The organism is Devosia rhizoryzae (assembly GCF_016698665.1).
GTDB lineage: Bacteria > Pseudomonadota > Alphaproteobacteria > Rhizobiales > Devosiaceae > Devosia > Devosia rhizoryzae.
The window spans coordinates 3,107,584-3,133,898 of record NZ_CP068046.1 but is presented as its reverse complement, the minus strand read 5'-3'; the positions used below and the strand labels follow the sequence as shown (position 1 = coordinate 3,133,898).

General features: G+C 62.4%; 28 protein-coding genes and 1 pseudogene. 12 read left to right on the top strand and 17 right to left on the bottom strand.

Annotated features, from left to right (window positions below; all coding sequences use genetic code 11):
- Positions 1 to 71 precede the first annotated feature (71 nt).
- Genes pyrF through JI748_RS15305 form a run of 3 tightly spaced genes read right to left on the bottom strand, consistent with a single transcriptional unit; the run spans position 72 to position 1,994 of the window.
- The gene (gene pyrF, locus JI748_RS15315) at positions 72 to 773 is read right to left on the bottom strand and encodes an orotidine-5'-phosphate decarboxylase (RefSeq protein WP_201632601.1); all 702 of its coding nucleotides are present in this window, start codon (positions 771 to 773) and stop codon (positions 72 to 74) included.
- 33 nt (positions 774 to 806) lie between these two features.
- Positions 807 to 1,445 (bottom strand): histidine phosphatase family protein, encoded by a 639-nt coding sequence (locus tag JI748_RS15310; protein ID WP_201632598.1) that lies wholly within the window; start codon positions 1,443 to 1,445, stop codon positions 807 to 809.
- 3 nt (positions 1,446 to 1,448) lie between these two features.
- Positions 1,449 to 1,994: an NADPH-dependent FMN reductase gene (locus JI748_RS15305; protein ID WP_201632595.1), complete on the bottom strand. Its 546-nt coding sequence runs from the start codon at positions 1,992 to 1,994 to the stop codon at positions 1,449 to 1,451.
- 94 nt (positions 1,995 to 2,088) lie between these two features.
- Here JI748_RS15305 and JI748_RS15300 point away from each other — a divergent pair, with 94 nt between their 5' ends.
- On the top strand, positions 2,089 to 2,496 hold the full coding sequence (locus tag JI748_RS15300) for a VOC family protein (RefSeq protein ID WP_201632592.1): 408 nt from the start codon (positions 2,089 to 2,091) through the stop codon (positions 2,494 to 2,496).
- Positions 2,497 to 2,604: 108 nt separating this feature from the next.
- Here the strand turns inward: JI748_RS15300 and dnaJ are convergent, their stop codons facing one another.
- From dnaJ to JI748_RS15275, 5 genes are all read right to left on the bottom strand, one after another.
- Positions 2,605 to 3,738 (bottom strand): molecular chaperone DnaJ, encoded by a 1,134-nt coding sequence (dnaJ, locus tag JI748_RS15295; RefSeq protein ID WP_211200722.1) that lies wholly within the window; start codon positions 3,736 to 3,738, stop codon positions 2,605 to 2,607.
- Between the two features lie 270 nt (positions 3,739 to 4,008).
- Positions 4,009 to 4,293, bottom strand: coding sequence for a BrnA antitoxin family protein (locus tag JI748_RS15290; RefSeq protein WP_201632589.1), 285 nt, complete (start codon positions 4,291 to 4,293; stop codon positions 4,009 to 4,011).
- Positions 4,290 to 4,538, bottom strand: coding sequence for a BrnT family toxin (locus JI748_RS15285; protein ID WP_201632586.1), 249 nt, complete (start codon positions 4,536 to 4,538; stop codon positions 4,290 to 4,292). Before JI748_RS15285 ends, JI748_RS15290 begins: the two co-directional genes overlap by 4 nt.
- 87 nt (positions 4,539 to 4,625) lie before the next feature.
- A complete protein-coding gene (dnaK, locus tag JI748_RS15280) occupies positions 4,626 to 6,539 on the bottom strand; it encodes a molecular chaperone DnaK (protein WP_201632583.1) in 1,914 nt (637 codons plus the stop codon).
- A gap of 221 nt (positions 6,540 to 6,760) precedes the next feature.
- Entirely contained in the window at positions 6,761 to 7,090 is a 330-nt protein-coding gene (locus JI748_RS15275) for a hypothetical protein (protein WP_201632569.1), read from the bottom strand.
- Positions 7,091 to 7,237: 147 nt separating this feature from the next.
- On the opposite strand from JI748_RS15275, the gene pabB reads away from it, so the two are divergent.
- Together pabB and pncA are read left to right on the top strand one after the other, a co-directional pair.
- Positions 7,238 to 8,995: an aminodeoxychorismate synthase component I gene (pabB, locus tag JI748_RS15270; RefSeq protein WP_201632566.1), complete on the top strand. Its 1,758-nt coding sequence runs from the start codon at positions 7,238 to 7,240 to the stop codon at positions 8,993 to 8,995.
- A complete protein-coding gene (gene pncA / locus JI748_RS15265) occupies positions 8,992 to 9,624 on the top strand; it encodes a bifunctional nicotinamidase/pyrazinamidase (RefSeq protein ID WP_201632563.1) in 633 nt (210 codons plus the stop codon). Before pabB ends, pncA begins: the two co-directional genes overlap by 4 nt.
- A 183-nt stretch (positions 9,625 to 9,807) precedes the next feature.
- Here pncA and grpE read toward each other — a convergent pair whose 3' ends face one another.
- On the bottom strand, positions 9,808 to 10,389 hold the full coding sequence (gene grpE, locus JI748_RS15260; protein ID WP_164532993.1) for a nucleotide exchange factor GrpE: 582 nt from the start codon (positions 10,387 to 10,389) through the stop codon (positions 9,808 to 9,810).
- Between the two features lie 63 nt (positions 10,390 to 10,452).
- Positions 10,453 to 11,538: a heat-inducible transcriptional repressor HrcA gene (hrcA, locus tag JI748_RS15255; RefSeq protein WP_201632561.1), complete on the bottom strand. Its 1,086-nt coding sequence runs from the start codon at positions 11,536 to 11,538 to the stop codon at positions 10,453 to 10,455.
- A 139-nt stretch (positions 11,539 to 11,677) separates the two neighbouring features.
- On the opposite strand from hrcA, the gene rph reads away from it, so the two are divergent.
- From rph to JI748_RS15220, 7 genes are all read left to right on the top strand, one after another.
- Positions 11,678 to 12,394: a ribonuclease PH gene (rph, locus tag JI748_RS15250; protein WP_201632558.1), complete on the top strand. Its 717-nt coding sequence runs from the start codon at positions 11,678 to 11,680 to the stop codon at positions 12,392 to 12,394.
- 211 nt (positions 12,395 to 12,605) lie between these two features.
- On the top strand, positions 12,606 to 13,250 hold the full coding sequence (gene rdgB / locus JI748_RS15245) for an RdgB/HAM1 family non-canonical purine NTP pyrophosphatase (RefSeq protein WP_201632554.1): 645 nt from the start codon (positions 12,606 to 12,608) through the stop codon (positions 13,248 to 13,250).
- Complete coding sequence (hemW, locus tag JI748_RS15240; protein WP_201632551.1) at positions 13,243 to 14,397, top strand: radical SAM family heme chaperone HemW; 1,155 nt, start codon at positions 13,243 to 13,245, stop codon at positions 14,395 to 14,397. The genes rdgB and hemW overlap by 8 nt, the downstream gene beginning before the upstream one ends.
- Before the next feature lie 13 nt (positions 14,398 to 14,410).
- On the top strand, positions 14,411 to 15,289 hold the full coding sequence (gene rsmI / locus JI748_RS15235) for a 16S rRNA (cytidine(1402)-2'-O)-methyltransferase (RefSeq protein WP_201632548.1): 879 nt from the start codon (positions 14,411 to 14,413) through the stop codon (positions 15,287 to 15,289).
- A complete protein-coding gene (locus JI748_RS15230; RefSeq protein WP_201632545.1) occupies positions 15,258 to 15,647 on the top strand; it encodes a YraN family protein in 390 nt (129 codons plus the stop codon). Before rsmI ends, JI748_RS15230 begins: the two co-directional genes overlap by 32 nt.
- A gap of 4 nt (positions 15,648 to 15,651) precedes the next feature.
- Positions 15,652 to 16,596 carry a glutathione synthase gene (gene gshB / locus JI748_RS15225; protein ID WP_201632542.1) on the top strand — a complete coding sequence of 315 codons (945 nt, stop codon included), beginning with the start codon at positions 15,652 to 15,654 and terminating at the stop codon, positions 16,594 to 16,596.
- Positions 16,593 to 17,222, top strand: a complete 630-nt coding sequence (locus JI748_RS15220; RefSeq protein ID WP_201632539.1) for a MarC family protein — start codon at positions 16,593 to 16,595, stop codon at positions 17,220 to 17,222. The genes gshB and JI748_RS15220 overlap by 4 nt, the downstream gene beginning before the upstream one ends.
- Before the next feature lie 18 nt (positions 17,223 to 17,240).
- Here JI748_RS15220 and JI748_RS15215 read toward each other — a convergent pair whose 3' ends face one another.
- From JI748_RS15215 to galE, 3 genes are all read right to left on the bottom strand, one after another.
- Entirely contained in the window at positions 17,241 to 18,443 is a 1,203-nt protein-coding gene (locus JI748_RS15215) for an SGNH/GDSL hydrolase family protein (protein WP_201632536.1), read from the bottom strand.
- A gap of 73 nt (positions 18,444 to 18,516) precedes the next feature.
- Complete coding sequence (locus JI748_RS15210) at positions 18,517 to 19,713, bottom strand: lytic murein transglycosylase (RefSeq protein WP_201632534.1); 1,197 nt, start codon at positions 19,711 to 19,713, stop codon at positions 18,517 to 18,519.
- A gap of 2 nt (positions 19,714 to 19,715) precedes the next feature.
- Positions 19,716 to 20,699: a UDP-glucose 4-epimerase GalE gene (galE, locus tag JI748_RS15205; RefSeq protein WP_201632531.1), complete on the bottom strand. Its 984-nt coding sequence runs from the start codon at positions 20,697 to 20,699 to the stop codon at positions 19,716 to 19,718.
- A 96-nt stretch (positions 20,700 to 20,795) separates the two neighbouring features.
- On the opposite strand from galE, the gene galU reads away from it, so the two are divergent.
- Entirely contained in the window at positions 20,796 to 21,680 is an 885-nt protein-coding gene (galU, locus tag JI748_RS15200) for a UTP--glucose-1-phosphate uridylyltransferase GalU (protein WP_201632528.1), read from the top strand.
- On the opposite strand, the gene JI748_RS15195 is transcribed toward galU, so the two are convergent.
- From JI748_RS15195 to JI748_RS15180, 4 genes are all read right to left on the bottom strand, one after another.
- Positions 21,677 to 22,936: an outer membrane beta-barrel protein gene (locus JI748_RS15195; protein ID WP_201632525.1), complete on the bottom strand. Its 1,260-nt coding sequence runs from the start codon at positions 22,934 to 22,936 to the stop codon at positions 21,677 to 21,679. The genes galU and JI748_RS15195 overlap by 4 nt on opposite strands.
- Positions 22,937 to 23,035: 99 nt before the next feature.
- A complete protein-coding gene (locus tag JI748_RS15190) occupies positions 23,036 to 23,485 on the bottom strand; it encodes an NfeD family protein (RefSeq protein WP_201632523.1) in 450 nt (149 codons plus the stop codon).
- A gap of 7 nt (positions 23,486 to 23,492) precedes the next feature.
- Positions 23,493 to 24,485 (bottom strand): SPFH domain-containing protein, encoded by a 993-nt coding sequence (locus JI748_RS15185; RefSeq protein ID WP_201632520.1) that lies wholly within the window; start codon positions 24,483 to 24,485, stop codon positions 23,493 to 23,495.
- An 84-nt stretch (positions 24,486 to 24,569) separates the two neighbouring features.
- Positions 24,570 to 25,421: a glycoside hydrolase family 25 protein gene (locus tag JI748_RS15180; RefSeq protein ID WP_407644927.1), complete on the bottom strand. Its 852-nt coding sequence runs from the start codon at positions 25,419 to 25,421 to the stop codon at positions 24,570 to 24,572.
- Positions 25,422 to 25,584: 163 nt separating this feature from the next.
- Between JI748_RS15180 and JI748_RS15175 the strand changes: the two are divergent.
- Positions 25,585 to 26,229, top strand: a pseudogene (locus JI748_RS15175) (magnesium chelatase domain-containing protein); the annotation flags it as partial.
- Positions 26,230 to 26,315: the final 86 nt, after the last annotated feature.

Sequence of the window (26,315 nt, the reverse complement as noted above, 5' to 3'; positions counted from 1 at the left end):
TCGAGTTTCCACCACCGGCCGAACTCCTCCCCCACCTTATGGGGGAGGCCGGGTGGGGGTCTCCCCTTCCCTCACGCAAAACTCGTCCGCTTGCCGTCCATCTCCGCCAGGATCGCCCGCGCCGCTGCAGCCGGATCCGCGGCCTCGACGATCGGCCGTGCCACCACCAGGTGGCTCGCCCCTGATGCCAGGGCTTCTGCCGGGCCCATGACCCGCTTCTGGTCGCCTCGCTCTGCTCCCGCTGGGCGAATGCCGGGCGTAACGATCGCCAGCTTCGGCCCAACAATGGTCCGCACCATTTCGGCTTCCTGCGGCGACGCCACGACGCCGCCGATGCCTGCCTCGCGCGCCTGCTGGGCGCGGAGAGCGACGAGCCCTGCAGCATCGCGCTCATAGCCCGCGTCCTTGACGTCCTGATCGTCCATCGAGGTCAGCACCGTGACGCCCAAAACGGTCAGCCCCGACCCTGCCGCGCCTTTGGCAGCGGCGGCCATGTTCTTGGGATAGGCATGGACGGTCAGCATCGCCGCGCCGGTTTCGGCGAAGGCAACGACGCCCTTTTCGACCGTGTTGTCGATGTCGAGCAGTTTCAGGTCGAAAAACACCTGCTTGCCCGCCGCGATTAGTGCCTTGCCGAGGTTGAACCCGTCGGCCCCATAAAAGCACTGATAGCCGATCTTGTAGAAGGAGACGCTGTCGCCCAGGGCGGTGACGATCTCTTCGGCGCGCGCGCGTGACGAAACGTCGAGGCCTACGATCAAATGGCCAGCCATGCTCTTCCCCCTCGATGTGATGATGGCTTGGGCCTAGCCCGATTCCGCCGCTGCGACAAGCGCGGGCATGGCGAACCAGCTCCGGTCGATCTCTTCCATCGGATGCCAGTCGGTCAGCAACTGCCCGGCCTGGAGATCGAACAAAAAGGCATTGCCACCCCCGGACGCGCTGATCCGGCGCTGGTCTTCCTCGCGCGAAATCCGCCGCTGGCCGATGTGGCATTTGAGGAGGGTGCCGACAGCCCCATGGCCGCAGAAAATCGCGAAGGTGCCGGCGGGCACGGAAGCCATGGCCGTCGTCACCGTGTCGACGATCCGCGCCTGCGCGTCGATCGCGCGCTCCCAGCCGTCGACGCTGTGATGTGGCTCGGCAAAGAAGCGGTTAGCGGTGAGTTCGAAAAGCGCAGGCGGCAGGAAGCCGGTTGTGCTGCGATCATTCTCGCCCATCAGGTGATCGGCCAAAACCGGCGTACCGGCAGCATCGGCCACAAGCTCCGCCAGCTCCAGCGCCTTGGTTTCGCGGCTTGAAAACACCATAGTGCCACGCGGCACCAGACCCTTGGCCACAAAGCCTTGCGCACGTGCCCGTCCTATGTCGGACAGACCCCAAAGCGGCACGGGAACAGCAGCGTCGATCCGAACCTCGGGATGCGTGAGGTAGATCGCGCGCATAGGCTAGCCTCGGCTGAAATGAGTGAGTTCGTCGATCATCTGTTCGACCTTACGAATGATCGGTGCTTCGGTCGGATTGCCATCTGCGTCGAATGCCCCATTGGCTGGCCCGATCCCCAAGAGCGTCGGCACCACCAGGGTTCCGACCTTCGTCAGCGACTCCCGTAAGTGGCTCAGCCCCCAGATTGTTCCATACTTGCCCGAGCTCACGCCACCGATGCCGAAGACGGCGTGGCGGAACGGCGACGGCTTCTGCCGGCTGAGCCAGGTGACGGTATTGACCAGAAGCGGAGAAACGCCGCCATTGTATTCGGGCGAGGCGATAAAGACGATGTCATGGCTGCGCCAGAGTTCCGCCAACCGCGTCGCGGCTTCCGGAGCGCCATCGGCCTCGAGGTCCTCGTTGAAAATCGGCATCGGAAAATCGGCGAGATCGATGCTGGTGACCGCGACGCCGGCTTCGGTGAGCTTGCGATCCATATGCTGCTGCAGCACGCGGTTCCACGAGCCCTTGCGGATCGATCCGGACAAAGTCAGCGCCGTCTTCATTTTGTCTCCATAAGCATGTCGAAGTGGCGGCCTCCGCCTCGTCGTCAGATCAGAAGCGACATGCTAAAGTCGCGGTACACCAGAGGAAATCATCATGCCTGCCCAGATCTTCGTCAATCTGCCGATCCGCGACCTTCAAGCCTCGATGGCCTATTACAAGGCGCTGGGCTTCGACCACAATCCTCAGTTCACCGATGACACCGCCGCATGCATCGTCATCAGCGACACCATCTATGTCATGGTCCTGACCTACGACAAGTTCAACCAATTTACCAATCTGCCGATCCCCGACGCCAAGGAAGGCCGCCAGGCGCTTTATGCCCTCTCCTGCGACTCGCGCGACGCCGTCGACCAGATCGCCGAGGCCGGCCTTGCCAATGGCGGCCGCGAAACGCGCGACAAGCAGGACATGGGCTTCATGTATTCCCGCGCCGTCGCCGACCCCGACGGTCACACCTGGGAATATGTCTGGATGGACATGAGCAGCTTTCCGACCGAGTAAGCTCAGCCCCCACCCCACCTCCCCCGTAAGTCGGGGGAGGAGCCGCATCGGGGCTAAACTCGATCGACCTCCTCCCCCTCCTAAAGGGGGAGGTTGGGTGGGGGTACGCTAGGCGTCGAACATCTTCTTCAGCTTATCGAAAAACCCGCCCGAATTCGGGCTGGTCTCTTCCGTCTCGAGCCGCGCAAATTCCTCCAGCAGCTCGCGCTGCTTGCGGCTCAGATTCTGCGGCGTTTCGATGTCGAGCTGCACGTAAAGATCGCCGACATCCTTGCTGCGCAGGACCGGCATGCCCTTGCCCTTGAGACGCACGCGCTGACCCGGCTGCGTGCCGGCCGGCACCTTGACCTTGGCCCGCGCAAAATCGAGCGTCGGCACTTCGAACTCGCCGCCGAGTGCGGCCGTGGTCATGGAAATCGGTACGCGCGCATAAAGATCGGCGCCGTCGCGCTGGAACAGCTGGTGCGGCTTGATCGAGACGAAAATATAAAGATCGCCCGGCGGTCCGGCACGCAATCCCGCTTCCCCTTCATTGGCGAGACGAATGCGCGTACCGTCCTCGATACCCTGCGGGATGTCGACCGAAAGCTTGCGGTTCTGCTGGCGGCGACCCTGGCCACCGCAATCGGTGCAAGGCTGGTCCATCATTTCGCCGCGGCCTTGGCAGACCGGGCAGGTGCGCTCGATGGTAAAGAACCCCTGCGCCGCGCGGACCTTGCCGTGGCCGTCGCATTGGCGGCAGGTATGTGTGCCGGTGCCGGGCTTTGCGCCAGAGCCTTCGCAGGTCTCGCAGGTAGCAAGGGTCGGCACGTCGATCTCGACGGTCCGGCCCTCAAAACTTTCTTCGAGCGTGACTTCGAGATTATAGCGCAGGTCCGAGCCACGCGTCTTGGCCGCGCCGCCACGGCGGCCGCCACCGGCCCCGCCCATAAAGTCGCCAAAGATGTCTTCGAAAATGTCCGACATCGAGGATGAGAATTCCGGTCCGAACCCTCCAGGCCCGCGGCCACCGCCATTTTCGAAGGCGGCATGGCCGAAGCGGTCATAGGCGGCGCGCTTCTGGCCGTCCTTGAGCGTATCGTAGGCCTCGTTGATTTCCTTGAACTTGCCTTCCGCCTCGGCATTGCCGGGGTTGCGGTCCGGGTGGAACTGCATCGCGAGCTTGCGATAAGCGCTCTTGAGGGTGGCCTCGTCGGCGCCTTTCTGGCAGCCGAGCACCTCGTAGAAATCGCGTTTAGCCAAGATCGAAAATCTCCTGCGTCGCGCCGGAAACAGTGTCGTCGCGCTGGAATGGGTAAAAACAACGGCCGGCAGCACCGGCATGGTGACCCGCATATGGGCAGGCGCGCGGGTATTAGCAAGGGGAGGTCGGAGGATCAACGATTCACGTGAAACTTCGACTCGCCCCGACGGGCGAGATCGCTGCGGTGGAGCGATCTCAGGCGAGAAGGCCATGAGAGCTATGCTCGAGTGGCCGGGCCACACCACTTGAAGGTGGAGCAGATTAAGCCGTTAACCGGCAGCCTTGGTAATGGCTTCCGCCATGCGGGCACGCCAGTCGTCTCCACCTTTCTTGAAGCTGTCGATAACCTGAGGGTCGAGCCGAAGCGTGACCGGCTCTTTGGCATTGGCCAACCGGGGCCGACCCGGGCCGCGAGCCAGTGCCTCGGAGAAGCTCATCGGGTTCTTTGCCTCATCATCGCTGATTTCCGGATTATCGGGATCGCCGGCGATCATGGCTTGGATTTCAGCTTCCTCGGCGTCGGTCAGGGGACGTTTGGAAGAGAACTTGGTCATAAAAGGCTCCTTTCCTTGCGGCTGGCGGGTCGCATCGAGATGATTGTCAGTGCTTCACTGCCCAAGGGTTTGAACACGACGGCGACGACGATTTCGCCGGCAAAAGTGCCAAGAGCTTTAAGTCGGTCCTGCGCAGCATCGAAGATCACCGCAGATTCAAAGAACTCGAGGGTGAGATCTGCGAAATCGAGGCCATGCTTGATCAGGTTGGACTGACGTTTTGTCTCGTCGAAGGTGATCAGCATCGAATTACCGTACACGATTATTCATCGCGATCAACAAACAAAAAAAGCCCGGTGTTTCCACCGGGCCCTTGTCATTCGTTTGGCGCTTTAGGCCGACTTCTTGTCGTCGTCGCCTTTGACTTCTTCGAAGTCGGCATCGACGACGTCGTCGTCATCATCGTCCATCGAACCGTTGGCCTTCGCTTCTGCCTCTGCCTGCGATGCCTTGTACATGGCTTCGCCCAGCTTCATCGAGGCTTCGGCAAGGGTTGCAGTCTTGGTCTTGATCGCTTCGGCATCGTCGCCTTCAAGCACCGAACGAAGGTCGGTGATCGCGGTTTCGATTGCCGACTTGTCTTCGGACGATACCTTATCGCCATAATCCTTGAGCGACTTTTCGGTTGAATGGATTAGCGACTCGCCCTGGTTCCGGGCTTCCACCGCTTCGCGCTTGCGCTTGTCGGCTTCGGCATTGGCTTCGGCGTCCTTGACCATCTTTTCGATGTCGGCGTCCGAAAGACCACCGGAGGCCTGGATGCGAATCTGCTGCTCCTTGCCGGTGCCCTTGTCCTTGGCCGAGACATTGACGATGCCGTTGGCGTCGATGTCGAAGGTCACTTCGATCTGCGGCACTCCGCGCGGTGCGGGCGGAATGCCGGCGAGGTCGAAGTTGCCAAGCAGCTTATTGTCGGCTGCCATTTCACGCTCGCCCTGGAAGACGCGGATGGTCACCGCATTCTGGTTATCTTCGGCGGTCGAGAAGGTCTGGCTCTTCTTGGTCGGGATCGTGGTGTTGCGATCGATCAGACGGGTGAAGACGCCACCTAGCGTTTCGATACCGAGCGACAGCGGGGTCACGTCGAGCAGCAGCACGTCCTTGACGTCGCCCTGCAAGACGCCGCCCTGGATGGCAGCGCCCAGGGCCACGACTTCGTCCGGGTTGACGCCCTTGTGCGGCTCCTTGCCGAACAGCTGCTTGACCGCTTCCTGGACCTTGGGCATGCGGCTCATGCCGCCGACCAGCACCACTTCGTCGATCTGCGATGCCGAAACGCCGGCATCCTTCATGGCCTGCTTGCACGGGTCGATGGTGCGCTGGATCAGGTCATCGACCAGCGATTCGAGCTTGGAACGGCTGAGCTTGAGCGTCAGATGCTTCGGGCCCGAAGCGTCTGCAGTGATGAAGGGCAGGTTGATTTCGGTCTGGGTCGAGCTCGAAAGTTCAATCTTTGCCTTTTCGGCAGCTTCCTTGAGGCGCTGCAGAGCAAGCTTGTCGTTGCGCAGGTCGATTCCCTGCTCTTTCTTGAACTCGTCGGCGAGGTAATCGACCAGACGCATGTCGAAGTCTTCGCCACCGAGGAAGGTGTCGCCATTGGTCGACTTCACTTCGAAAACGCCGTCGCCGATCTCGAGAATCGAGACGTCGAAGGTACCGCCACCAAGGTCATAGACCGCGATGGTGCCCGAATTCTTCTTGTCGAGGCCATAGGCCAGCGCAGCAGCGGTCGGCTCGTTGATGATGCGCAGCACGTCGAGGCCGGCGATCTTGCCAGCATCCTTGGTGGCCTGGCGCTGCGAGTCGTTGAAATAGGCCGGAACGGTGATCACCGCCTGGGTGACGTTTTCGCCGAGATAGGCTTCAGCGGTTTCCTTCATCTTCTGAAGAACCATGGCCGAGACCTGCGAAGGCGAATACTTGTCGCCCGAAGCTTCGACCCATGCGTCGCCATTGTCGGCAGCGACGATCTTGAAGGGCACAAGGTTCTTGTCCTTGGCCACGACCTTGTCGTCATAGCGGCGGCCGATCAGGCGCTTGACCGCAAACAGGGTATTTTCCGGATTGGTCACGGCCTGGCGCTTGGCCGGCTGGCCGACGAGACGTTCGCCATCCTTGGAAAAGGCGACCATGGAGGGCGTGGTGCGCGCGCCTTCCGCATTCTCGATGACCTTGGGATTGCTGCCGTCCATGACGGCGACGCAGGAGTTGGTCGTACCGAGGTCGATACCGATAACTTTAGCCATTGTTTCTAGCCTCTCTTTTAGCGAACCCACCGCGAAGCCCTTTCAGCGAAAGCAGCTTCTGGCCGCGAACGACCGGGTCCCTCGTAGGTTTAGGATGTGCCCCTTGCGAGGCCTGGGGCGTATATAGGGGGGTGCGCGAAGGGCTTCAAGCGCGAGGGAGGCGAGAAATTTGGCCGTGCAGGAAGCGGGAGCGCCGCCCGCGGACAGGCGGCGCAAGATCGTCAGTCGTTGATCGTGTAGCTGCCCAGCTCGCAAATATCGATGGCGGGCTCGACCAGTTCCGAGCCGTCCGACATGACGAAGCGGAAATCATAAAGGCATTGGTCCGAACCATCGCCGATCGTGGCGGTCGCCTGGTAGCCGGCTTCTAGGATGCCAGTATCCCCCAGGAGATCCTCGCCCCAATTGTTGTCGTTGCTCGGGGTCGTATAGAAATAGTGGAGGTCCACCGAGCTATTGTTGATCACCGTGAATTCCACGGTTTGCGCCATGGCCGGAACGACGCCGACCAGCGCAAGGGCGGCAAGGCCACCCAGCAGGAACTTGTTCATGAAAATTGCCCTCAGGCCGAGCGAGAGCCGCCCGGATGGCCATTATCTGCCATTGGCGCATTTATCCGCCAAGGGGTGATTCGCGCCCTGCCGCATCACAACTTAAAATAGTTCACGCCCATGGCTGGTTTGCTCTAGAACCGGCGCATGTTGACCCCCGGCACCGTGCTGCTCCACGACAATCTCTCGCCCAAGGGGCAGAACCTGCTCTTTGCCGAGCCGGTCGAGACTCTGGTCGCGCACACTGCCGCCGAAGCCCGGGCGGCACTGGTTCGGCTCGAGAGTGCAGGACAAGAGGGACTCTGGGCGGCCGGATACCTGGCATACGAAGTGGGCTTCCTGTTCGAGGAACGACTCGGTGCACTGCTGCCGGAGCGAAGCGAGACCCCGCTGCTCTGGTTCGGGCTTTACCGCGCACCGGTCTCGGTCGATGTGACGGCCTTGCTTGCGCAAGCGAATGCAGGCAGCGCGTCAGATATCCAGCCTTCGCAAACGCTGGCGCAATACCGCATGGCTTTCGACCGGGTAAAAACGCTGATCGAGGCCGGCGACACCTATCAGGTCAACCTTACCTTCAAGGCTGGTTTTGAGCTCCGGGGCGACCCGGTCGGGCTTTACCGCACGCTGGCGCAGAGCCAGAAGACCGCCTATGGCGCGCTGATCCATGCCGGTGACCACTGGGTCCTGTCCCGTTCGCCGGAACTTTTTGTTTCCGGCGCTGGTGACGTGCTCAAGGCGCGGCCGATGAAGGGCACGTTGCGCCGCGGCAAGACGCGTGCCGAGGATCAGGCCGGGCGTGCCGCGCTGGCCGCTGACGAAAAGAACCGTGCCGAAAACCTGATGATCGTCGACTTGCTGCGCAACGATCTCGGCCGCATTGCCGAAACCGGCTCGGTCGAAGTCACCGACCTGTTCACCGTCGAGACCTTTTCGAGCCTGCACACCATGACTTCGGGCATAGAGGCGCGGAAAAAGCCCGGTGTCGGCATTGCGGAAGTGCTCGAAAATCTCTTCCCCTGCGGCTCGATCACCGGGGCGCCGAAATTGCGGGCAATGGAGATCATCCACGAAGTCGAAGCCGGTCCGCGCGGCCTTTATACCGGTTCCATCGGCTATATTGCCCCCAACAACGATTTTGCCTTCAACGTCGCCATCCGCACCGCAACGATCCGCAACGGTGTCGGCGAGATCGGCATTGGGGGTGGCATCGTCGCCGATAGCATGGCCGAAGACGAATATGCCGAAGCTTTGCTCAAGCTAACCTTCCTCGCCAACCCCGCCCTGCCCGTCACCTTGATCGAGACCTTCAAGTGGACCCCGGAAGACGGCTACCTTCTCCTTGATCGCCACCTTGCGAGACTTCGGCACTCCGCCGCCTATTTCGCCCTCGATGCCAGCGGCGCCGAAGCGTACCTGCTCGATGAAGCGAAAACCTGGATCCAAGCCATGCGCGTCCGCCTGACGCTCTCGGATGCAGGCCTTGCGCTCACCGCCGTTCCCCTCCCCCCAAGCCCGGCCACGTTCCGTTTCGCCATCCATCCAGAACCACTCGATTCCGGCATGCTGTGGCTCGCGCACAAGACCACTAATCGCCTCTTTTACGACCAGCCGCGCCAGCGCGCTCATGATGAATTCGGCCTCGACGAGCTCGTCTTCACCAATGAGCGGGGCGAGCTGACCGAAGGCTCGTTCACCAATCTTTTCGTCGAGCTGGATGGCCAGCTCACGACTCCGCCACTTTCCTCCGGTCTCTTGCCGGGCACCCTCCGCGCCGAGTTGATCGCGCGCGGCGAGGTTGTTGAGCGCGTACTGACGCTTGCCGATCTAGGCCATGCCGAGGCAATCTATCTCGGCAATTCCGTCCGCGGGCTGATCCCCGCCCACTGGATAAAGGACCATCCATGATCGAGATCGAACCTGAAGACGTGCTGCTGATCGTCGATGTGCAATACGATTTCCTGCCCAATGGCAGCCTTGCCGTCGCTGGCGGCGACGAGATCGTGCCGCTGATCAACCAGCTCGCCAAAAAGTTCAAGCATGTGGTGCTGACCCAGGATTGGCACCCGGCCGATCACGTCTCCTTTGCCAGCCAGCACGAAGGCAAAACGCCGTTCGAGACCGTCGAACTCGACTACGGCACGCAGGTGCTCTGGCCCGACCACTGCGTCTGGAACACCCATGGCGCCGAAATTAGCCGTGACCTCGACGTGCCACAGGCGCAGCTCATCATCCGCAAGGGCTATAATCGCGGAATCGATAGCTATTCGGGCTTCCAGGAAGCCGATCGGGAAACCCTGACCGGCCTTGCCGGCTATCTCAACGAACGCGACATCGGGCGCCTCTTCGTGGTCGGCCTCGCCACCGACTTCTGCGTCGCCTGGACCGCACTCGATGCAGCCGCAGGCGGGTTCGACGTCACGGTCATCGAGGACGCAACGCGTGCCATTGATTCGAACGGATCGCTCGAGCAGGCCTGGACTGACATGACGGACGCCGGCGTCGAGCGCGTGCAGAGCCGCGAGATCCTCGGTTAGAAACAAACCCCCACCCCACCTCCCCCGTAAGGCGGGGGAGGAGCCAAAGCGGTGGGCGGGACTAGATATGTGAATGCCACCAGCCCACCCCTCCCCCTCCTGAAGGAGGAGGCCGGGTGGGGGTGGGCCCCAAACCCAAACCCAGCGAACAAAAAGGGCGCCCACCGGACGCCCCCTTCAACTTCAAGCGCTCTTGTCGACGCCCTCGTCCCCGCCACCGGCACTGCCGCCCTTGGCGACCCCGACCATGGCCGGACGCAATACCCGTTCGCCAATCGCAAAACCCTGCTGCACCACCTGCACCACCGTGCCTTCCGGCACATTGGGGTTCGGCACTTCGAACATGGCCTGGTGCTTGTTGGGGTCGAACTTCTGGCCGGCCGCTTCGATCGGCTTGACGCCATGCTTGCCCAAAAGGCGCTGCATCTCGCGTTCGGCCAGTTCCAGCCCTTCGATAAGGCTCTTGAGCGTGCCTTCTGCCGTGTCGCGGGTTTCCTGCGGGATCACCAGCAGGGCCCGGCTCAGCGCGTCGGTGGCCGAGAGCATGTCGCGCGCAAAGCCGGCAATTGCATAAGAGCGGGTGTCGGAAACATCGCGCTCGGTGCGCTTGCGCAGGTTTTCCATCTCGGCGACGGTGCGCAGCACCCGGTCCTTGAGCTCGGCATTTTCAGCCTGCAGCGCTTCGACGGGATCGACTTCCGCGGTTTCGGTTTCCGGCAGGTCGAGGTCCGGCGTTTCGCCCTGGGCGGCGTTTTCGTCGCTCATCTTGTCTTCTTCCGTAAACGATTAAGGGTTCTGCCCGCCATATCGGCCAGACAGGCTCAAACTTCAAGCCTTCGGCCGCCCACGCGCCATCATCTGTGAAATGACATTGGCCGTGTAATCCACCACCGGCACGATCCGCGCATAGTTGAGCCGCGTCGGCCCAATCACCCCAAGCACGCCCACGACCCGATCGTTGGCATCCTTATAGGGCGACAGAATCACCGACGAGCCCGACAGCGAAAACAGCTTGTTCTCCGAGCCGATAAAGATGCGGACCCCCTGCCCGCGCTCGGCGTCGCCCAAAAGCTCCAGCAGTCCATCCTTGCTTTCAAGTTCGTCGAACAGCTGCCGCATGCGCAGCAGTTCGTCGCTGGCCATGGTATCGTTGATGAGATTGCCGCGGCCGCGCACGATGACGGTGGGCGAGCCATTGCCGCCCGGCTCGCTCAGCGTCGCAATCCCCGCATCCACCAGCTTTTGCGTCAGCTCGTCGAGTTCGGCCCGCTGCTCGGCGCGTCGTTCGTTGAGCACCCGCCGCGCTTCGGCGAGGGTTCGGCCCACGACATAGTGGGCCAGGTAATTGCTCGCCTGCTGCAGCGCGCTGGCGGTAAATCCCGGCGGCAGGTCGAGGATGCGGTTTTCCACCTGCCCATCCTGGCCGACCAGGATGGCCATGGCCCGCGTCGCATCGAGCCGCACGAATTCGATATGCTTGAGCACCATGTCGGCCTTGGTGGCGATCACCACCCCCGCGCCCTGGCTGAGGCCGGAAAGGAGCGAGCTCGCTTCGCTTAAGAGATCCTCGATCTTGCCCCGCCCGGCCGTGCCTTCGATCTGCCGCGAAATCTGGCTGCGATGGTCTTCATCCACCGCCCCTACTTCGAGCATCGAATCGACGAAGAACCGCAGGCCCTGCTGCGTTGGCGCCCGCCCGGCCGATGTGTGCGGCGCCGCGATCAGCCCCAGGTCTTCGAGATCGGCCATGACATTGCGCACCGAGGCGGGCGAGAGTTCCACCTGCAGCAGCCGGCTCAAATCCCGCGAGCCGACCGGCACCCCGGTATCGAGATAGCGCTCCACCAGCCGCCGGAAAATCTCCTGGCTGCGGGCATTGAGCACGCTCAAAAAATCTTCGGGAGCCCTGGTCATCGTGGTTTGAATAAACTCGTCACCTTTAACCTTGAGACCTCATTTAAGCGCATAGAAGCCAAGCGCCAAGCGGCCAAAGCTTGTGAGCGGGACGCTGGAGGGTTAAGAGGCGGTTAACAGCACATTTTCTGGATTCCCCATGCGCCCTTCCGGACGTCAGCCCACCGATATGCGAGCCGTCAAGATCGAGCGAAACGTTGCCATGAAGGCCGAAGGCTCCTGCCTCGTTTCCTTCGGCAATACCAAGGTCCTGGTCACCGCATCGGTTGAAACCAGCGTGCCGGGCTGGCTGCGCGGCAAGGGTCAGGGCTGGGTCACCGCCGAATATGGCATGCTCCCGCGCGCCACCGGCTCGCGCACTCGTCGCGAGGCCACCGCCGGCAAGCAGTCCGGCCGCACCCAGGAAATCCAGCGCCTCATCGGCCGCTCGCTCCGCGCTGTGGTCGATCTTCAGGCCTTGGGCGAAGTCCAGGTCACGCTCGATTGTGACGTGCTTGAAGCCGATGGCGGCACCCGCACCGCCTCGATTACCGGAGCCTATGTTGCCTTGGCCGACGCCATTGCCTGGATGGAAGAGCGCAAGCTCACTAAGGGCGTCGTGCTCAAGGATTCGGTGGCGGCCGTCAGCTGCGGCATCTATCGCGGCACCCCGCTCCTTGATCTCGATTACCTCGAAGACGTGGAAGCCGAAACCGACGCCAACTTCGTCATGACCGGTTCGGGCAAGTTCGTCGAAATCCAGGGCACCGCCGAAGGCGCCCCCTTCGATCGCAGCGAGCTCGAAGCGCTGATGAGTCTCGCCGAAAAAGGCATCGGCGAGCTGTCGGTCCTGCAAAAACAGGCGCTCTCCGCATGATGGGCTGGCTGAAGAACCCCTCACCCGTCTCGGGCTTCGCCCGATCCACCCTCTCCCGCAAGGGGAGAGGGGAGGCGTCGAGCATTCCCCACCTACCGGGTTCCCCTTCTCCCCCCGCGGGAGAAGGTGCCCGAAGGGCGGATGAGGGGGCGTCTTTTTCGGAGCGCAACTGCGCCATCTGGAACGACATTCAACGCGCGCTGGAGGCAAAATGACCCTGCCCCGCCTCAAGCCCGGCACGCGTCTTTGCATCGCCACCCACAATGCCGGCAAACTGGCCGAATTCCGCGAGCTCTTTGTCCCCTTCGGCCTTGAACTGGTATCCGCTGGCGAACTTGGCCTGCTCGAACCCGAGGAAACCGGCACCACCTTTGCCGAAAACGCCCGCACCAAGGCCCATGCGGCCGCCAAGGGCGCGAACATGCTCGCGCTCTCCGACGATTCAGGCATCTGTGTCGATGCGCTTAACGGCGAACCCGGCGTCTACACCGCCGACTGGGCCGGCGTGCCGCGCGATTTTGGCCGCGCCATGAAGCGCGTCGAGGATGCCCTCCAGGCCATCGGCGCCAATTCACCCAGCCAGCGCCGCGCCTCCTTCAACGCCACCCTGTGCCTTGCCCATCCTGATGGCCGCGACGTGCTTTACGTCGGCCGTTGCGACGGCACCCTCGTTTGGCCGCCGCGCGGCGACATCGGCCATGGCTATGATCCTATGTTCATGCCCGACGGATACGACCAGACCTTCGGGGAAATGACTCGAGAGACCAAGAACAACTGGTCACCGGGACAGCAGGGCCTGAGCCATCGTGCCCGTGCATTCGCCAAGTTCATCGAAGAGCAAATCGAGCATGGCTAGCGCCAACGACCTCTTCGGCATTTACATCCACTGGCCCTTCTGCGCCTCGAAGTGCCCCTACTGCGATTTCAATTCGCATGTGCATCGCGGTGCTTTCGACGAGGATGCCTTTGTCGAAGGCTACAAGCGCGAAATCGCCCATATGGCCTCGCTCTCACCCGGCCGCCTGGTGCAGTCGATCTTTTTTGGCGGCGGCACCCCGTCGCTGATGTCGCCTAAGGCCGTAGCCGCCATCATCGATGCCGTGGCGGAAGAATGGGAAATCGACCGCAAGGCTGAAATCACGCTCGAAGCCAATCCGACCTCGGTGGAAGTGGACCGTTTCCGCGGCTTCCGCACCGCCGGCGTCAACCGTGTTTCCCTCGGCGTTCAATCGCTGCGGCCCGGTCCGCTCGCCGAACTTGGTCGGCGTCACACGGTGGAAGAAGCCGTCGCCGCCGTGCGCATCGCTCAGTCGATTTTCGACCGCAGCTCCTTTGACCTGATCTACGCGCGTCCGAAGCAAACGCTGGAAGATTGGGAAGACGAGCTCAAGGAGGCCATTTGGATGGCGCGCGGGCACTTGAGTCTTTACCAGCTCACCATCGAGCAGGGCACGCGCTACTTCGACCTTTTCAATGCCGGCAAGTTGCAGATGCCCAACGAGGATCTGGCCGCCGATTTCTATGAGCTCACCCAAGAGCTGACCAAGGCAGCCGGCATGCCCGCCTACGAAATCTCCAATCACGCCGTACCTGGTCAGGAATCGCGCCACAATATGCTCTATTGGCGCTATGGCGAATATGCCGGCATCGGTCCCGGCGCCCATGGCCGGCTCCTGGTCAACAACCAGCGCCACGCTACCGCCACCGAAAAGATGCCCTTCGACTGGCTCGCCAAGGTCAATGCCAAGGGCCATGGCATGGTCACCGACGACGTTCTCACGTGGGAAGAACAGGGGGACGAATTCCTCGTCATGGGCCTGCGCATGAAGGAAGGCATCTCCCCGGCACGCTTCATGTCGATCTCAGGCCGAGGTATTTCCGAGGCCCAGATCGCCGCGCTCAAAGGCTATGGCTTTGTGGAAACCCTGCCCAATGGCAATATCCGCGTCACGGAAAAGGGCTTCCCTGTGCTCGATGCAGTCGTGGCCGACCTTGCCGCCTGAACGGAGGTGACGCGTGAGCCATGACTACTACATCGCCGGAACGCAGTTTTCGGCGCCGGACCTGGCTCCCGGCCTCTATGTCGTCGCGACCCCGATCGGCAATCTGCGCGACATAACCATAAGGGCGATCGAAACCCTCGCCGCTGCAGAAGCAGTTCTGTGCGAAGACACGCGCACATCCGCCAAGCTTCTCGATCACTACGGCATTCGCGTGAAACGCGTCGCCTTCCACGAGCACAACGAGCGCGACAAGGCCGAAGACATCGCCAATCGCATCGCCGACGGGGCTGCGATCGCTCTTATCTCTGATGCCGGCACGCCGCTTCTCTCTGATCCGGGATTCCCGCTTATCCGCACGCTGGCCGAGCAGAACCTCCCCGTATTTCCCATCCCCGGCGCTTCTGCCCTTCTCTCGGCTCTAGTGGTCGCTGGCCTCCCGACGGACGCCTTCGCTTTCCACGGCTTTCTGCCGCCGAAGGCTGGTGCCCGAGCCAATGCTCTGAAAAAATACGCCGTTTCACGTGAAACACTGGTCTTCTACGAGTCCCCACGCCGGCTCGCAGATACCCTGACGGCAATGGCGGAGGTTTTGGGCAACCGCCAAGCCGCCGTCTCCCTAGAACTCACCAAGCGTTTTGAGCGCACCCGACGTGGCAGCCTTACTGAACTCGCCGCTTTCTTCGCCGAAAACGATACCAAAGGCGAAGCCGTTATCACCGTTGCTGGCGCGGCTGAGCCGAGTGCCCCTGCCGCGGAAGACTGGCAAGCCGCGCTAACCGAAGCCATGGGAGATCACCCGCTTCGCGCGGCCGTAGATGACATTGCCGCGCGGTTCGGCCTCAAGCGCAAGGAGGTCTACGATGCCGCACTCGCGCTCAAAGACCGTGACTGAGCGCCGACAACAGGCGCATCGATCAGGCCATCGCGCCGAAGCACTGGCGGCATGGTATCTCCAGGCCAAGCTCTACAGCATTCGCGCCCGCCGCTACAAAACGCCCGTCGGCGAGATCGACCTGGTGGCCGAAAAAGCCGGTACCCTGGTCTTTGTCGAGGTGAAACAAAGGACAAAGGGCGGCGACGAAGCCATGGCACTTGGCGTCGTCAACCAGTCCCGCATCGCCCGCGCCGCGAAACACTGGCTCTCCCGCCATCCCAAGGATGCCATTAAGGACTGCCGCTTTGATGTAATTTTCCTTGCGCCCGGCCGCTGGCCGCGCCATCTCAAGCACGCCTTTTCCGTAAGCGAGTAAGCTCATGTCGCTCAAAGTCGCCGTCCAAATGGACCATGTCGCCACCATCAATCCGCGCGGCGATTCCACTTTCGCCATGATGCTTGAGGCCCAGGCGCGCGGCCATGCGCTGCTCCATTATACGCACGACACGCTGTCCATGCGCGACAACAAGGTCAGCGCCCTCGTGCAGCCGATCACTGTCACCGATGCTGAAAAGGGCCAGCATTTCACCCTGGGCGAGCCACAGCGCATCGACCTTTCGACGCAGGATGTGGTCCTGATGCGCCAGGACCCGCCCTTCGACATGAACTATATTACGCTCACGCACCTGCTCGAGCGCATCCATCCCAAGACGCTGGTGGTCAATCCGCCGGCGGCCGTGCGCAATGCGCCGGAAAAAATCCTCGTCACCGAATTTCCCGAGCTGATGCCGCCGACGCTGGTAACCCGCGACCGCACTGAAATTCACGCCTTCCGCAAGGAGCACGGCAACATCATCGTCAAGCCGCTTTACGGCAATGGCGGCGCCGGCGTCTTCTTCCTCCAGGAGGGCGACCACAACCTGGCCTCGCTGCTTGAACTCTTTGAGCAGAATTACCGCGAACCCTTCATGATCCAGAAATACCTGCCCGACGTGCGCAAGGGCGACAAGCGGATCATCATCATCGACGGCGAGCCCATCATGGGCCTTAATCGCATCCCGGCCGAAGGCGAAGCCCGCTCCAATATGCATGTCGGCGGCCGCCCCGAGCTTTCACCGCTGACCGAGCGCGAGCTCGAAATCTGCGCTCGCATCGCGCCTGCGCTCAAGGAGCGCGACATGATCTTCGTCGGCATCGACGTCATAGGCGGCTATCTCACGGAAATCAACGTCACCTCCCCCACCGGCATCCGCGAAATCAAACGCTTCGACGGCCCCGACATCGCCGCCCTGATCTGGGACGCCATCGAAAAGCGGCGTTCATGAACGCCTTCCTGGTTGCCTTCGCCACGCTGTTCGCAACGGTCGGCGTAGCCGACATCGCCTTCATCTTCGCGGCCCTGACCAAGGACAATACGCCGGCCGAACGGCGAACCTTTGCCACCCGCGGCGTGCTGATCGCGCTAGCGATCCTGATGTTCTTTGCCGTGCTCGGCAATGCCATCCTCGATCTCTTCGGCATCACTATCCCGGCCCTACGTACGGCTGGCGGCATCCTCTTGTTGCTGATCGCCATCGACATGGTGTTTGCCCGCCATTCGGGTGGCACCGGCACGACGGATGAAGAAGAGCGCGAGGCGCGGCGGGCGCAGGACATTTCCGTCTTTCCCCTAGCCATGCCGCTGCTCGCCGGGCCGGGTGCTATCAGCGCCGTCATCCTCCTCACCACCGGCGCAAAGTCTGACCTCGAATTCTGGATGGTGCTTGCGGCTCTCGTTACCATTTTGGCCCTAGCCTGGCTGACGCTCTTGATCGCGATCCCGATTCAGCGTCTCCTGGGTCTCACCGGGCTTTCGGTGGTTTCCCGCGTTGTTGGCATCCTGCTGGCCGCGCTCGCGGTGCAGTTCGTCTTCGACGGCATCAAGGCCAGCGGACTGCTTGGCGCTGCGTGACGCTAACATAAAACAAGGCTACTGAAGCACTTCGGGCTCGTCCGGCATGTCGTCCTCAGGATCGACCCCAACGCCAAACGCATCGACCCGGCCCGTGGGCGCCTGCATCAACTGATCGAGACTGAAGGCTGGCGCCGCCTCAGTCGATCCCGTCGCCATAAGCAGGTCCGAAGCGCGCTGCGGCGCCCGGCTGATCGGCGTCACCGCGCCGGCAACTTCGAGCAGCCTTGTCTGCCCCAACCCTTGGTAGGGCGGTCGCAACATCGCCGCAGCTTCGGTGCCGGCAAGCGGGTCGGCGACCGCCACGCTGATCGTGCCGCCGCGATAAAAGGCGCTCAGCGCCTGGCTGATATAGAAGGCCAGCTTGTCGGAACCGGCATTGGAGAAGTGGATGCCGTCATCCTTGCGCATGCGGGCATTCTGCCCGTTCACGTCCGGACCTTGCGAAGAATATTTGCCGTCCTCACCAAGGAAGCGGTCGTAGATATCCAAAAATTCAGCACCGCCCGAAAAGGCCGCCAGTTTTTGCAGGGCACTGATCTGGCTAATCGCGCCGGAATAATCGCTCTTCGACATGGGCGGCAGCCCCACCCAGACCACCGGCTTGCGGGCCGCGCGAAGGCGATTGAGGAAGTCGTTGAGCCGCGCCTGGTAAGCCGCTTTCCAGCCTTCGCTCAGCGGCGCAAAGCTTTGGCCATTGGCCGAAATATCCTGCCGGTCATTGATGCCGATGATGACGACGGCCAGATCGAAACTGTCGGCGGCGATCTGTTCCTCGATGGTCTGGTTCCAGTCGAAATAATCGTCGCGCACGAACCCGGACGACGAAACCCCCTGCCCGATGACCACGATATTGGGGTCTTCGGCATAAAAGCGCTCCAGCGCCTTGGTGAGATCAATCGCCAAGGAATCCCCGAAAACCGCAAGCCGCGTCGCATCGGGGTCCTTGGTCACATCGGGCTCCGGCGGCGGTGGCGGGGCTGCGGCAACCGGCGCCGCAGCGGGCGCCGAGGCGCGCGGCACAGCCCGGCGCGGCTCGGGCACGGGAGCGGCTGGTGGCGCAGGCTCTTCGCCGAACAAAAGGTCGAACAGCGTGCGCCGGCGCCCGGTCTGCGCTTGCGCAACCACCAGCGTGTCGTCACCCGGCGCCTGCGCGAAGGCGGGCGCGGTGTCGAGCACCGCAAGCATTGCGATCAAAAAGAGCAGGACGAAGCGCTTCATCACCGTTCCATTCACATCCAGCCCCGTTTTTTAGCATTGCGGATGGCCCCTGACCACGCCGCTCATGGATGCGTTACCGCGTCGCTGCTGCTAACGCCTCATAGGCCGTCCGGGTTACAAAGCCGTCGGCGACTTCGCCGCGCGCAGCCTGAAAACGGGCATAGGCTGCCTGCGTGACCGGACCAAGGCGGCCGTCCACCGCGCCGCTATAAAGGCCGAGGGCACCAAGCGCCTGCTGAATGGCCTTGCGCTGCGCCAGATCCGGAAAGGTGGTATTTCGCGGCCAGGGCGTCGCAAAGCTGCCGCCGCCTTTCAGCCGGTCGGTCAGATGCGCCACAGCCATGGCGTAGCTGTCGGAAAAATTATAGCCCTTGAGCACCAGGTAATTGGCGGTCATCAGGAATTTGGGGCCCGTCTTGCCGGCCGGCACATAAAGGAAAACCGGCGTTCCGGTTTCGGCAAAAGGCCTGCCCGAGACCCGGGCGATGCCGCGTTCGGCAAAGAAGCTGATGGGGCGAAGCTGGTCGCGCGTCGCAAGCAGATAGTCGAAGCCTTCCGGAACCGAAACTTCAAAGCCCCAATCCTGGCCGGGCTGATAGCCAAGGCTGCGGATGAACACGGCGCTGGTTGCCAGCGCATCGGCAAGCGAGTTGTGGAGGTCGACGCGCCCGTCGCCATCGCCATCCGTTCCGTGCTTGACCACATTGCTGGGATTAACCTGCAGGTGCCCGATGGCCCCCGCCCAGGAGCCAATCGGCGAGCTGCCACCGTTGCGTTCGGTAAGCTGGAGCGCAGCAACAAGATCTGCCTTGTCTTCGACGAAGCGGCTGCGGCGTTGCCAGGCGACGGTCGCCAGCGAGCGCACGATTGGGCGGATCAGGCTCGTATTGCCCAGCACCCCACCATAATCGGTCTCCATGCCCCAAATGGCGCCGAGCAGGTAGGGGTCTACGCCGTAGCGCTGGCCCACCGCGGCAAAAAGTTCTCTATTGCGGCTGAGAGCTGCCCTGCCCCGCTCGACGCGCGAAGCGGAAACCCGCGCGTCGATATAGTCCCAGACCGGCGTCGTGAACTCGGGCTGGGTATCGACCAGGTTGGGCACATTGGGGTCGGGCGTCAGCGCCGGCATGATGCTGTCGTAAAGCTGCGCGCTGACCCCGTTTGCCAAGGCTTCGCCCCGGAACTCGGCGACGAAATCGGCAAAGCTGCCGCTTGGCTGCGCCAAGGCGGGCGTTGCCAGCACGAGCCAGAGAAGGCCTGCGCGCCGCATCGTCAGCGGTTCCGCGTCATCAGGTGGCGTTCCCAGTCATAGGCGTGGCGCACGATTTCGTTGAGATCGTCATGCTCGGGCGTCCAGCCCAGCTCCCGCAGCTTCCCGCCCGTGGCGGTCACCGAAGCCGGATCGCCCGGACGGCGCGGGCCCTCGTCCGCACGGAGGTTGATGCCGGAAACCGAGCGGACGGTATCCACCACCTGCCGCACCGAATATCCCTGGTTATAGGCCGCGTTCATCGTCGTCGATGCCCCGCGATAGCGCAGGTGCTTGAGCAGCAGCGCATGGGCGGCGATGAGGTCGGTCACGTGGATATAGTCGCGGATGCAGGTGCCGTCTGGCGTCTCATAGTCGGTGCCGAAAATGTCCATCTTCTCGCGCTGCCCGAGCGCCACCTGGCACGCCACCTTGATCAGATGCGTCGCCGCTGGAGTAGATTGCCCGCTGCGCTTTTGCGGATCGCCGCCAGCAACGTTGAAATAGCGCAGGACCCCATAGGTAATCGGATGCGCCGCCGCGACATCGGCCAGCATCCATTCGGTCATCAGTTTCGACCGGCCATAGGGCGACATCGGATTGAGCGGTGTATCTTCCACGACCGGCGCGAGGCCCGTCATGCCATAGACGGCAGCGGTCGAGGAAAAGATGAAATGCTTGACCCCGCCCTTCACCGCCGCCTCGATCAGGTTGCGGGAAGTCGCGGTGTTGTTTGAGTAGTATTTTAGCGGATTGCTGACCGATTCAGGCACTACGATCGAACCGGCAAAGTGAACGATTTCGGTAATGCCGTGTTTTTCGATCAGGCGAAGAACCAGATCCATGTCTCCGGCATTGCCCGGCTCGAAGATGGCCCTTCCATCGATCGCCCAGTCGAAGCCAGTGACGAGATTGTCGAGAACCACGACCTTCTCACCGCTGTCGGCAAGGTTGAGGACCATGTGGCTGCCGATATAGCCGGCTCCGCCGGTCACAAGAACGGTCATGGGAATTGCTCTCCGTTAGAGAAATGCTAGGGCACAGTGATATAAAGCAGACGTTGATTTAGATTTACGCCGACACCGTGTCACCAGGAGTGAGTTTTGTCCAAGCGCGTTCGTACCGCCGTATTCCCCGTTGCAGGCCTCGGCACCCGCTTTCTTCCAGCGACCAAGGCCATGCCCAAGGAAATGTTGACCGTGGTCGACCGCCCCTTGATCCAATATGCGGTAGACGAGGCACGCGAAGCCGGCATCGAGCATTTCGTTTTCGTCACCGGCCGCAACAAGGGCGTCATCGAGGATCACTTCGATCGCCAGTTCGAGCTCGAAGCAACGCTTGAAGCCCGCGGCAAGCACCCCGCGCTCGACGAGCTGCGCAAGGACCTCCCTTCGGCCGGCCGCACGAGCTTTACCCGCCAGCAGGAACCCCTGGGTCTTGGCCACGCCGTTTGGTGCGCCCGCGACATCGTAGGCGACCAGCCTTTCGCCCTCCTGCTGCCTGACATGGTCTTCCGCGCCAAGCCCGGCGTTTTGCGGCAGATGATGGATGCCTATGAAGAAACCGGCGGCAATGTCATCGGCGTCGAAGAATGCGCCTGGGAGGACGTCTCCTCCTATGGCGTCGTCGTCCGCGGCGAGGGCCCGGATACCGGATTCCGCATCGACGGCATGGTGGAAAAGCCCAAGCGCGAGGACGCTCCCTCCAACCTCTTCATCTCCGGCCGCTATATCCTCCAGCCCGAAATCTTCTCGCTCCTTGCCGAGCAGACAAAGGGCGCGGGTGGCGAAATCCAGATCACCGACGCCATGCAGAACCTGATGAACCAGCAAAAGTTCACCGGCGTCAAATACGAGGGCAAGGTCTTCGATTGCGGCGCCAAGCTCGGCTTTCTTACGGCCAACGTCGTCTTCGCGCTCGACCGGGAAGATATCCGCCCCGGCTTCCTCAAGGAACTGCGCGCCCTCGATCTCAGCGACCAGCTCTAGCGCTTGAGCGTCACGCCGAGGCTAACCGTGTGGCTGTTGACAACCCCGGTGACGGAGTTGTCGCGGTTGAGATAGTTGTAATCGGCCGAGACGGCAGTATGCGAATTGATCTTGTAGTCGGCGCCCGCGCCGGCTCCGTAGCGCTGTTCGGTCTCGGTGCTGCCGGTCAGCACCGAACGTCCCCAATCGGCCGAAGCGCGAAGGCGAAGCCAAGAATTGGCAATGTACGAGACGTCGGCCACCGCCGTCTGGGAAATGCGGGCCGTGCCGCGCGCATCGGCGCCCACCGGCTCGATGCTGGTACTGTAGCGCGCCGTCAGGCTGATCGTCGGATCGGGCCGATAGGTAATGCTGGCGTCATAAAGCTGCGTCGCCACGTCGACCAGGCTCGCATCGTCGAAATTATGGTAGCCGTACCCGGCCGAAGCGCTGGCGGAGAGCACGCTGTTCCACTCGCCCGCAACGCCGCCACGCAGCGCCATGTCTGTCGCATCGCTGCGCACGCCAAGGGCTGATGGCTGGTCGAAGTAGTCCCGACCTGTACTTGCTTCCGCAAAAACCTCGATGATCGGCGTCGCCTGAAAGCCGAGGCGCAGGCTCGAATCCAGTTCCCACACATTGGACGCCGTGTTGTCGGTAACACCGGTGTCGCGGCGTGTCGTCGGCCCATAAGTATTGCGCTCGGCCGTGCCGCGCGCCGCCAGAGTAAACTTGCCGAAAGCGCGATCGACGCCAACACCTGCAGTGCCGGTAAACACTTCCGGCGGCTGGATGATCAGCGGGTCGAGGCCCGGCGTGGTGGGCAACTGCTGGTTGAGGGCCAGAGAGGCATTGGCAAACGCCGTTGTCGTGCTGTCGATCGGCGCCGTGGCCGTGATGCCCAGCCGCAGCGCCGGCACGTCGATCTCGCCCTGCGGCTGCCACGGTTTGGCGATCTCAGCGGCGCCGTCGATCACTACATTGGCGCGCAACCCATCATGGGTCGCCGTGAAGCGCGGATTGAGGGTCGAAACGAAACTGTTGCCGGTATTGGCGCTGGTATAAGTGCCCTTGAGCCCCACCGACCAGTCGAGATCGAAGGGCGGATGGCCAGGTTCGGGCGGCGCAACCGCAAATTCTTCCGGAACCGGGGCTGCCGGATAAAGGCCTGGACGCAAGCGCTCTTCCGATATCGGCTTGGGCGGATCGGCCAAGGCCGTGCCGGTCAGCGCGGTGGCCGCGGCGAGCGTCAGCAATGTCAGATGTCGCCGTGTCACGCGCCGCTCCGCCGAAGTCCCGGCGGAATCACGCCGGTCGAGGCTCCTCGGCCTCGCGGCGATCCTTTCAGCTTATGGTTAACGAAGCCTTGCCGGAGCTCAGCGCGGCTCCACCCGCAACACATTTCCGTCGGCTCCAACGATGCGAACGCGCTGCCCCGCCGGCAGGTCCGGACCCGACACGCGCCAAACCGTGTCGCCCAGTGCCACGCGGCCAAAGCCATTGGTGATCGGCTGGTCGAGAACGGCCTCCTGCCCGACGAATTGCTGCGTCCGCTCATTCAGCAGCGGCCGGTCGCTTTCCTCCCGTCTGTTGCGAGTGAAGCGAACCCAGGTGAGGATCGAGACCAACGACAAAACGCCGAAGATCAGCCACTGCAACGGCCAGGGTGGCTGCTGCACCAGCGTGATGAACCCGGTGAGGATGCCAGCGATGCCGGTCCACAGTAGGTACCCGCCGGGCACCACCAGTTCCAGCGCCAGAAGGATCAGCCCCGCAACGATCCAGCTCCAGGGGCCGTATTCGGCAAGAAACCCGATCACTTCCATGGCAGGCTCACTCGGCCGGGCCAACGCTGGGCGGACGGCTTGCGGTCCGGACCGGGCGCGTGGGCTCAGCGCCGCCAAAGGTCTCGCGGGCGATCTCGGCAATGCCGCCGATCGAGCCAATGACGCTGGCGGCCTCGACCGGTAGCATCAGCACCTTCTGGTTCGGCGAGGTCGCGATCTTGCCCAGGGCCTCAATATAGTTGTTGGCGACGAAATAGTTGATCGCCTGCACGCTTCCCGAGGCGATGGCTTCGCTCACCATCGTGGTGGCCTTGGCTTCCGCCTCTGCGGAGCGTTCGCGCGCTTCGGCGTCGCGGAAGGCAGCTTCCTTGCGGCCTTCCGCTTCCAGCACTTGCGCCTGCTTGGCACCCTCGGCCTGGAGAATTGCCGACTGGCGGCGACCCTCGGCTTCTAGGATCGCCGCGCGCTTCTCACGCTCGGCCTTCATCTGCCTTCCCATGGAGTCCACCAGATCCTTTGGCGGATCGATGTCCTTGATCTCGATGCGCGTGATCTTGACGCCCCATGGCGACACGGCGGTGTCCACCACTTTGAGCAGGCGATGGTTGATCTCGTCGCGGTTGGAGAGGAGCTCGTCGAGGTCCATCGAACCCATCACCGTGCGGATATTGGTCATGGTGAGGTTGAGGATGGCGTTCTGCAGGTCCGAAACCTCATAGGCCGCCGCAGCCGCATCGAGGATCTGGTAGAAAGTCACCCCATTGGCCGTGATCGAGGCGTTGTCGCGGGTGATCACCTCCTGGTGGGGCACGTCGAGCACCTGCTCCATGACGTTGATCTTTTTGCCGATCCCATCGATGAACGGCACGATGAGGTTGAGGCCGGGCTTGAGAGTCCGCGTATATTTGCCAAAGCGCTCGATGGTAAAATTATAGCCCTGCGGCACGGTCTTGGCGCCGGCAAACAACACCAGAAGAAAAAGGATGCCCAGCACCAGCAGCGAGATGCTGAGTCCATCGAGCCCGAATTCATTACCCATTGGTGCCGCCCTCCAAAAACAAATCTCCCGTGCACACTATCGCATGCACGGGAGATGAAAACCCGCAATCAGGTGGTCGCTTGGCTACTTCGCCGGCAGGCAGCGCCCCGTGGGCTGCAGCGCTGCAATGGCGCGCGGATCGCAGCCGGTCCAGAGGAAACGCAGCCAATCTTCCTGGTTGCCATAGAAGACGTTGCGATCGACTTCGCCCTTGATGCCGCGGACGACGCCGGTCTGCGTATACTGCCAGAAGGTCCAGGGGCGGTTGTTGTAGCGCTCATGCGGCTCGGCCGCGGTTGAGCGCAGCCAGAAGGCATTGGGGAAATATTCGCCGTCGAGCACGTCGCGGTGGAAATTCATGTCCGTATAGATGATCGGCAGCTTGCCGGTGTGGCGTTCCATGGCGTCGAGCATGACGCGGATCTTTTCGAGCGCATCGGCCCGGTTCGGCTTGGTCTTGCAGCTCGAATGATTGTTCCACTCGAGATCGAGCACCGGCGGCAGCGCGCTCGGGTCCTGCGGCACGTTCTGGATGAACCAGGCGGCCTGCTCGGAGGCGAGCGAACACCAGGTCATGAAGTGATAAGCGCCATGGGCCATGCCCGACGTGCGGGCGCGCTCCCAATTGCTGCGGAAGTATGGGTCAACATAGTCCCGCCCTTCGGTCGCCTTCATGAAGACGAAGTGGATGCCGGCCGCACGTGCCGCCGGAAAATCGATGTTTTCCTGGTAGCGCGCCACGTCGATGCCTTGGATCGGCATGGTCCTCGCCCGGTCGACGGCCTTATGCGGACGATTGTCACCGGGAATGGCGCCATAAAGTCCGCCACCGCTGGCGCAGGCCGCCAAAGCCGCAACGGCCAAACCAAGGATCGCGCCGCGGGCGAAGGCGGGTAGGGAACGGGCAAGCCGGGAAGCGATGGTCAATCCGAGCACTCTGCAGCAAGACGAAACTGGGATTGAATCAACATGGCGCGGTTAATGGGCCCTTAAAGTAACCAAACTCGGAGGCGGCATGGTTAACGCACTCTAATATGTTCGCTTTACGTTCTTTTCTTGCTCTGCTAGCGTCCAATCATTGTTGAATTTGGGAGGCGGCATGGTCACCCGCGTAGCCACGGTAGCGTTTCAGGGCATAGACGCCGTGCCGGTCGATGTGCAGGCTCATATCGCTCCCGGCCTGCCCGCTTTGGTTATCGTCGGGCTGGGCGACAAGGCTGTGAGGGAAAGCGGCGAGCGCGTCCGCGCGGCGCTGATTGCCTCGGGCCTCGGCCTGCCGCCCAAGCGCATCACCATCAACCTGGCGCCGGCCGACCTGCCCAAGGAAGGCAGTCACTATGACCTGCCCATCGCTCTCGCCCTGATGAGCGCCATCGGCGCCATTCCGCAGGACGCGCTGGACGGTTATCTGGCTTTGGGCGAGTTGGGCCTCGACGGCCGCCTCGCCCATGTCGGCGGCATCCTGCCAGCTGCGATTTCCGCCCATGGGCGTGGGCTGGGCATCGTTTGCCCGAAACTGTCCGGGCCGGAGGCTGCCTGGGCCAGCGAAGACGTCGATATCATTGCCGCCGACTCCCTCCTTGCTTTGGTCAATCATCTGACCGGCCACCAGCTGCAGGGCCGCCCCGCACCAGGCAAACAGCTGCTTGAAGCAGGCGATCTGCCAGACCTCATGGACGTGCGCGGCCAGGCCGTGGCGCGGCGGGCGCTGGAAGTCGCCGCTGCCGGCGGCCACAATCTCCTCAAGGTTTAGGGTATTAAAATAGCCTAGACCGGGTGGCACCTTGGGCTTCGGCTTTTCCGAACTCAAAGAACCAAGGCGCATTTCAT

Bases quoted from the DNA above. Each gene is read 5' to 3' on its own strand.
- pyrF (WP_201632601.1), bottom strand. From the start codon at position 773: ATGGCTGGCCATTTGATCGTAGGCCTCGACGTTTCGTCACGCGCGCGC.
- JI748_RS15310 (WP_201632598.1), bottom strand. From the start codon at position 1,445: ATGCGCGCGATCTACCTCACGCATCCCGAGGTTCGGATCGACGCTGCT.
- JI748_RS15305 (WP_201632595.1), bottom strand. From the start codon at position 1,994: ATGAAGACGGCGCTGACTTTGTCCGGATCGATCCGCAAGGGCTCGTGG.
- JI748_RS15300 (WP_201632592.1), top strand. From the start codon at position 2,089: ATGCCTGCCCAGATCTTCGTCAATCTGCCGATCCGCGACCTTCAAGCC.
- JI748_RS15290 (WP_201632589.1), bottom strand. From the start codon at position 4,293: ATGACCAAGTTCTCTTCCAAACGTCCCCTGACCGACGCCGAGGAAGCT.
- JI748_RS15285 (WP_201632586.1), bottom strand. From the start codon at position 4,538: ATGCTGATCACCTTCGACGAGACAAAACGTCAGTCCAACCTGATCAAG.
- dnaK (WP_201632583.1), bottom strand. From the start codon at position 6,539: ATGGCTAAAGTTATCGGTATCGACCTCGGTACGACCAACTCCTGCGTC.
- JI748_RS15275 (WP_201632569.1), bottom strand. From the start codon at position 7,090: ATGAACAAGTTCCTGCTGGGTGGCCTTGCCGCCCTTGCGCTGGTCGGC.
- pabB (WP_201632566.1), top strand. From the start codon at position 7,238: ATGTTGACCCCCGGCACCGTGCTGCTCCACGACAATCTCTCGCCCAAG.
- pncA (WP_201632563.1), top strand. From the start codon at position 8,992: ATGATCGAGATCGAACCTGAAGACGTGCTGCTGATCGTCGATGTGCAA.
- grpE (WP_164532993.1), bottom strand. From the start codon at position 10,389: ATGAGCGACGAAAACGCCGCCCAGGGCGAAACGCCGGACCTCGACCTG.
- hrcA (WP_201632561.1), bottom strand. From the start codon at position 11,538: ATGACCAGGGCTCCCGAAGATTTTTTGAGCGTGCTCAATGCCCGCAGC.
- rph (WP_201632558.1), top strand. From the start codon at position 11,678: ATGCGCCCTTCCGGACGTCAGCCCACCGATATGCGAGCCGTCAAGATC.
- rdgB (WP_201632554.1), top strand. From the start codon at position 12,606: ATGACCCTGCCCCGCCTCAAGCCCGGCACGCGTCTTTGCATCGCCACC.
- hemW (WP_201632551.1), top strand. From the start codon at position 13,243: ATGGCTAGCGCCAACGACCTCTTCGGCATTTACATCCACTGGCCCTTC.
- JI748_RS15230 (WP_201632545.1), top strand. From the start codon at position 15,258: ATGCCGCACTCGCGCTCAAAGACCGTGACTGAGCGCCGACAACAGGCG.
- gshB (WP_201632542.1), top strand. From the start codon at position 15,652: ATGTCGCTCAAAGTCGCCGTCCAAATGGACCATGTCGCCACCATCAAT.
- JI748_RS15220 (WP_201632539.1), top strand. From the start codon at position 16,593: ATGAACGCCTTCCTGGTTGCCTTCGCCACGCTGTTCGCAACGGTCGGC.
- JI748_RS15215 (WP_201632536.1), bottom strand. From the start codon at position 18,443: ATGAAGCGCTTCGTCCTGCTCTTTTTGATCGCAATGCTTGCGGTGCTC.
- JI748_RS15210 (WP_201632534.1), bottom strand. From the start codon at position 19,713: ATGCGGCGCGCAGGCCTTCTCTGGCTCGTGCTGGCAACGCCCGCCTTG.
- galE (WP_201632531.1), bottom strand. From the start codon at position 20,699: ATGACCGTTCTTGTGACCGGCGGAGCCGGCTATATCGGCAGCCACATG.
- JI748_RS15190 (WP_201632523.1), bottom strand. From the start codon at position 23,485: ATGGAAGTGATCGGGTTTCTTGCCGAATACGGCCCCTGGAGCTGGATC.
- JI748_RS15185 (WP_201632520.1), bottom strand. From the start codon at position 24,485: ATGGGTAATGAATTCGGGCTCGATGGACTCAGCATCTCGCTGCTGGTG.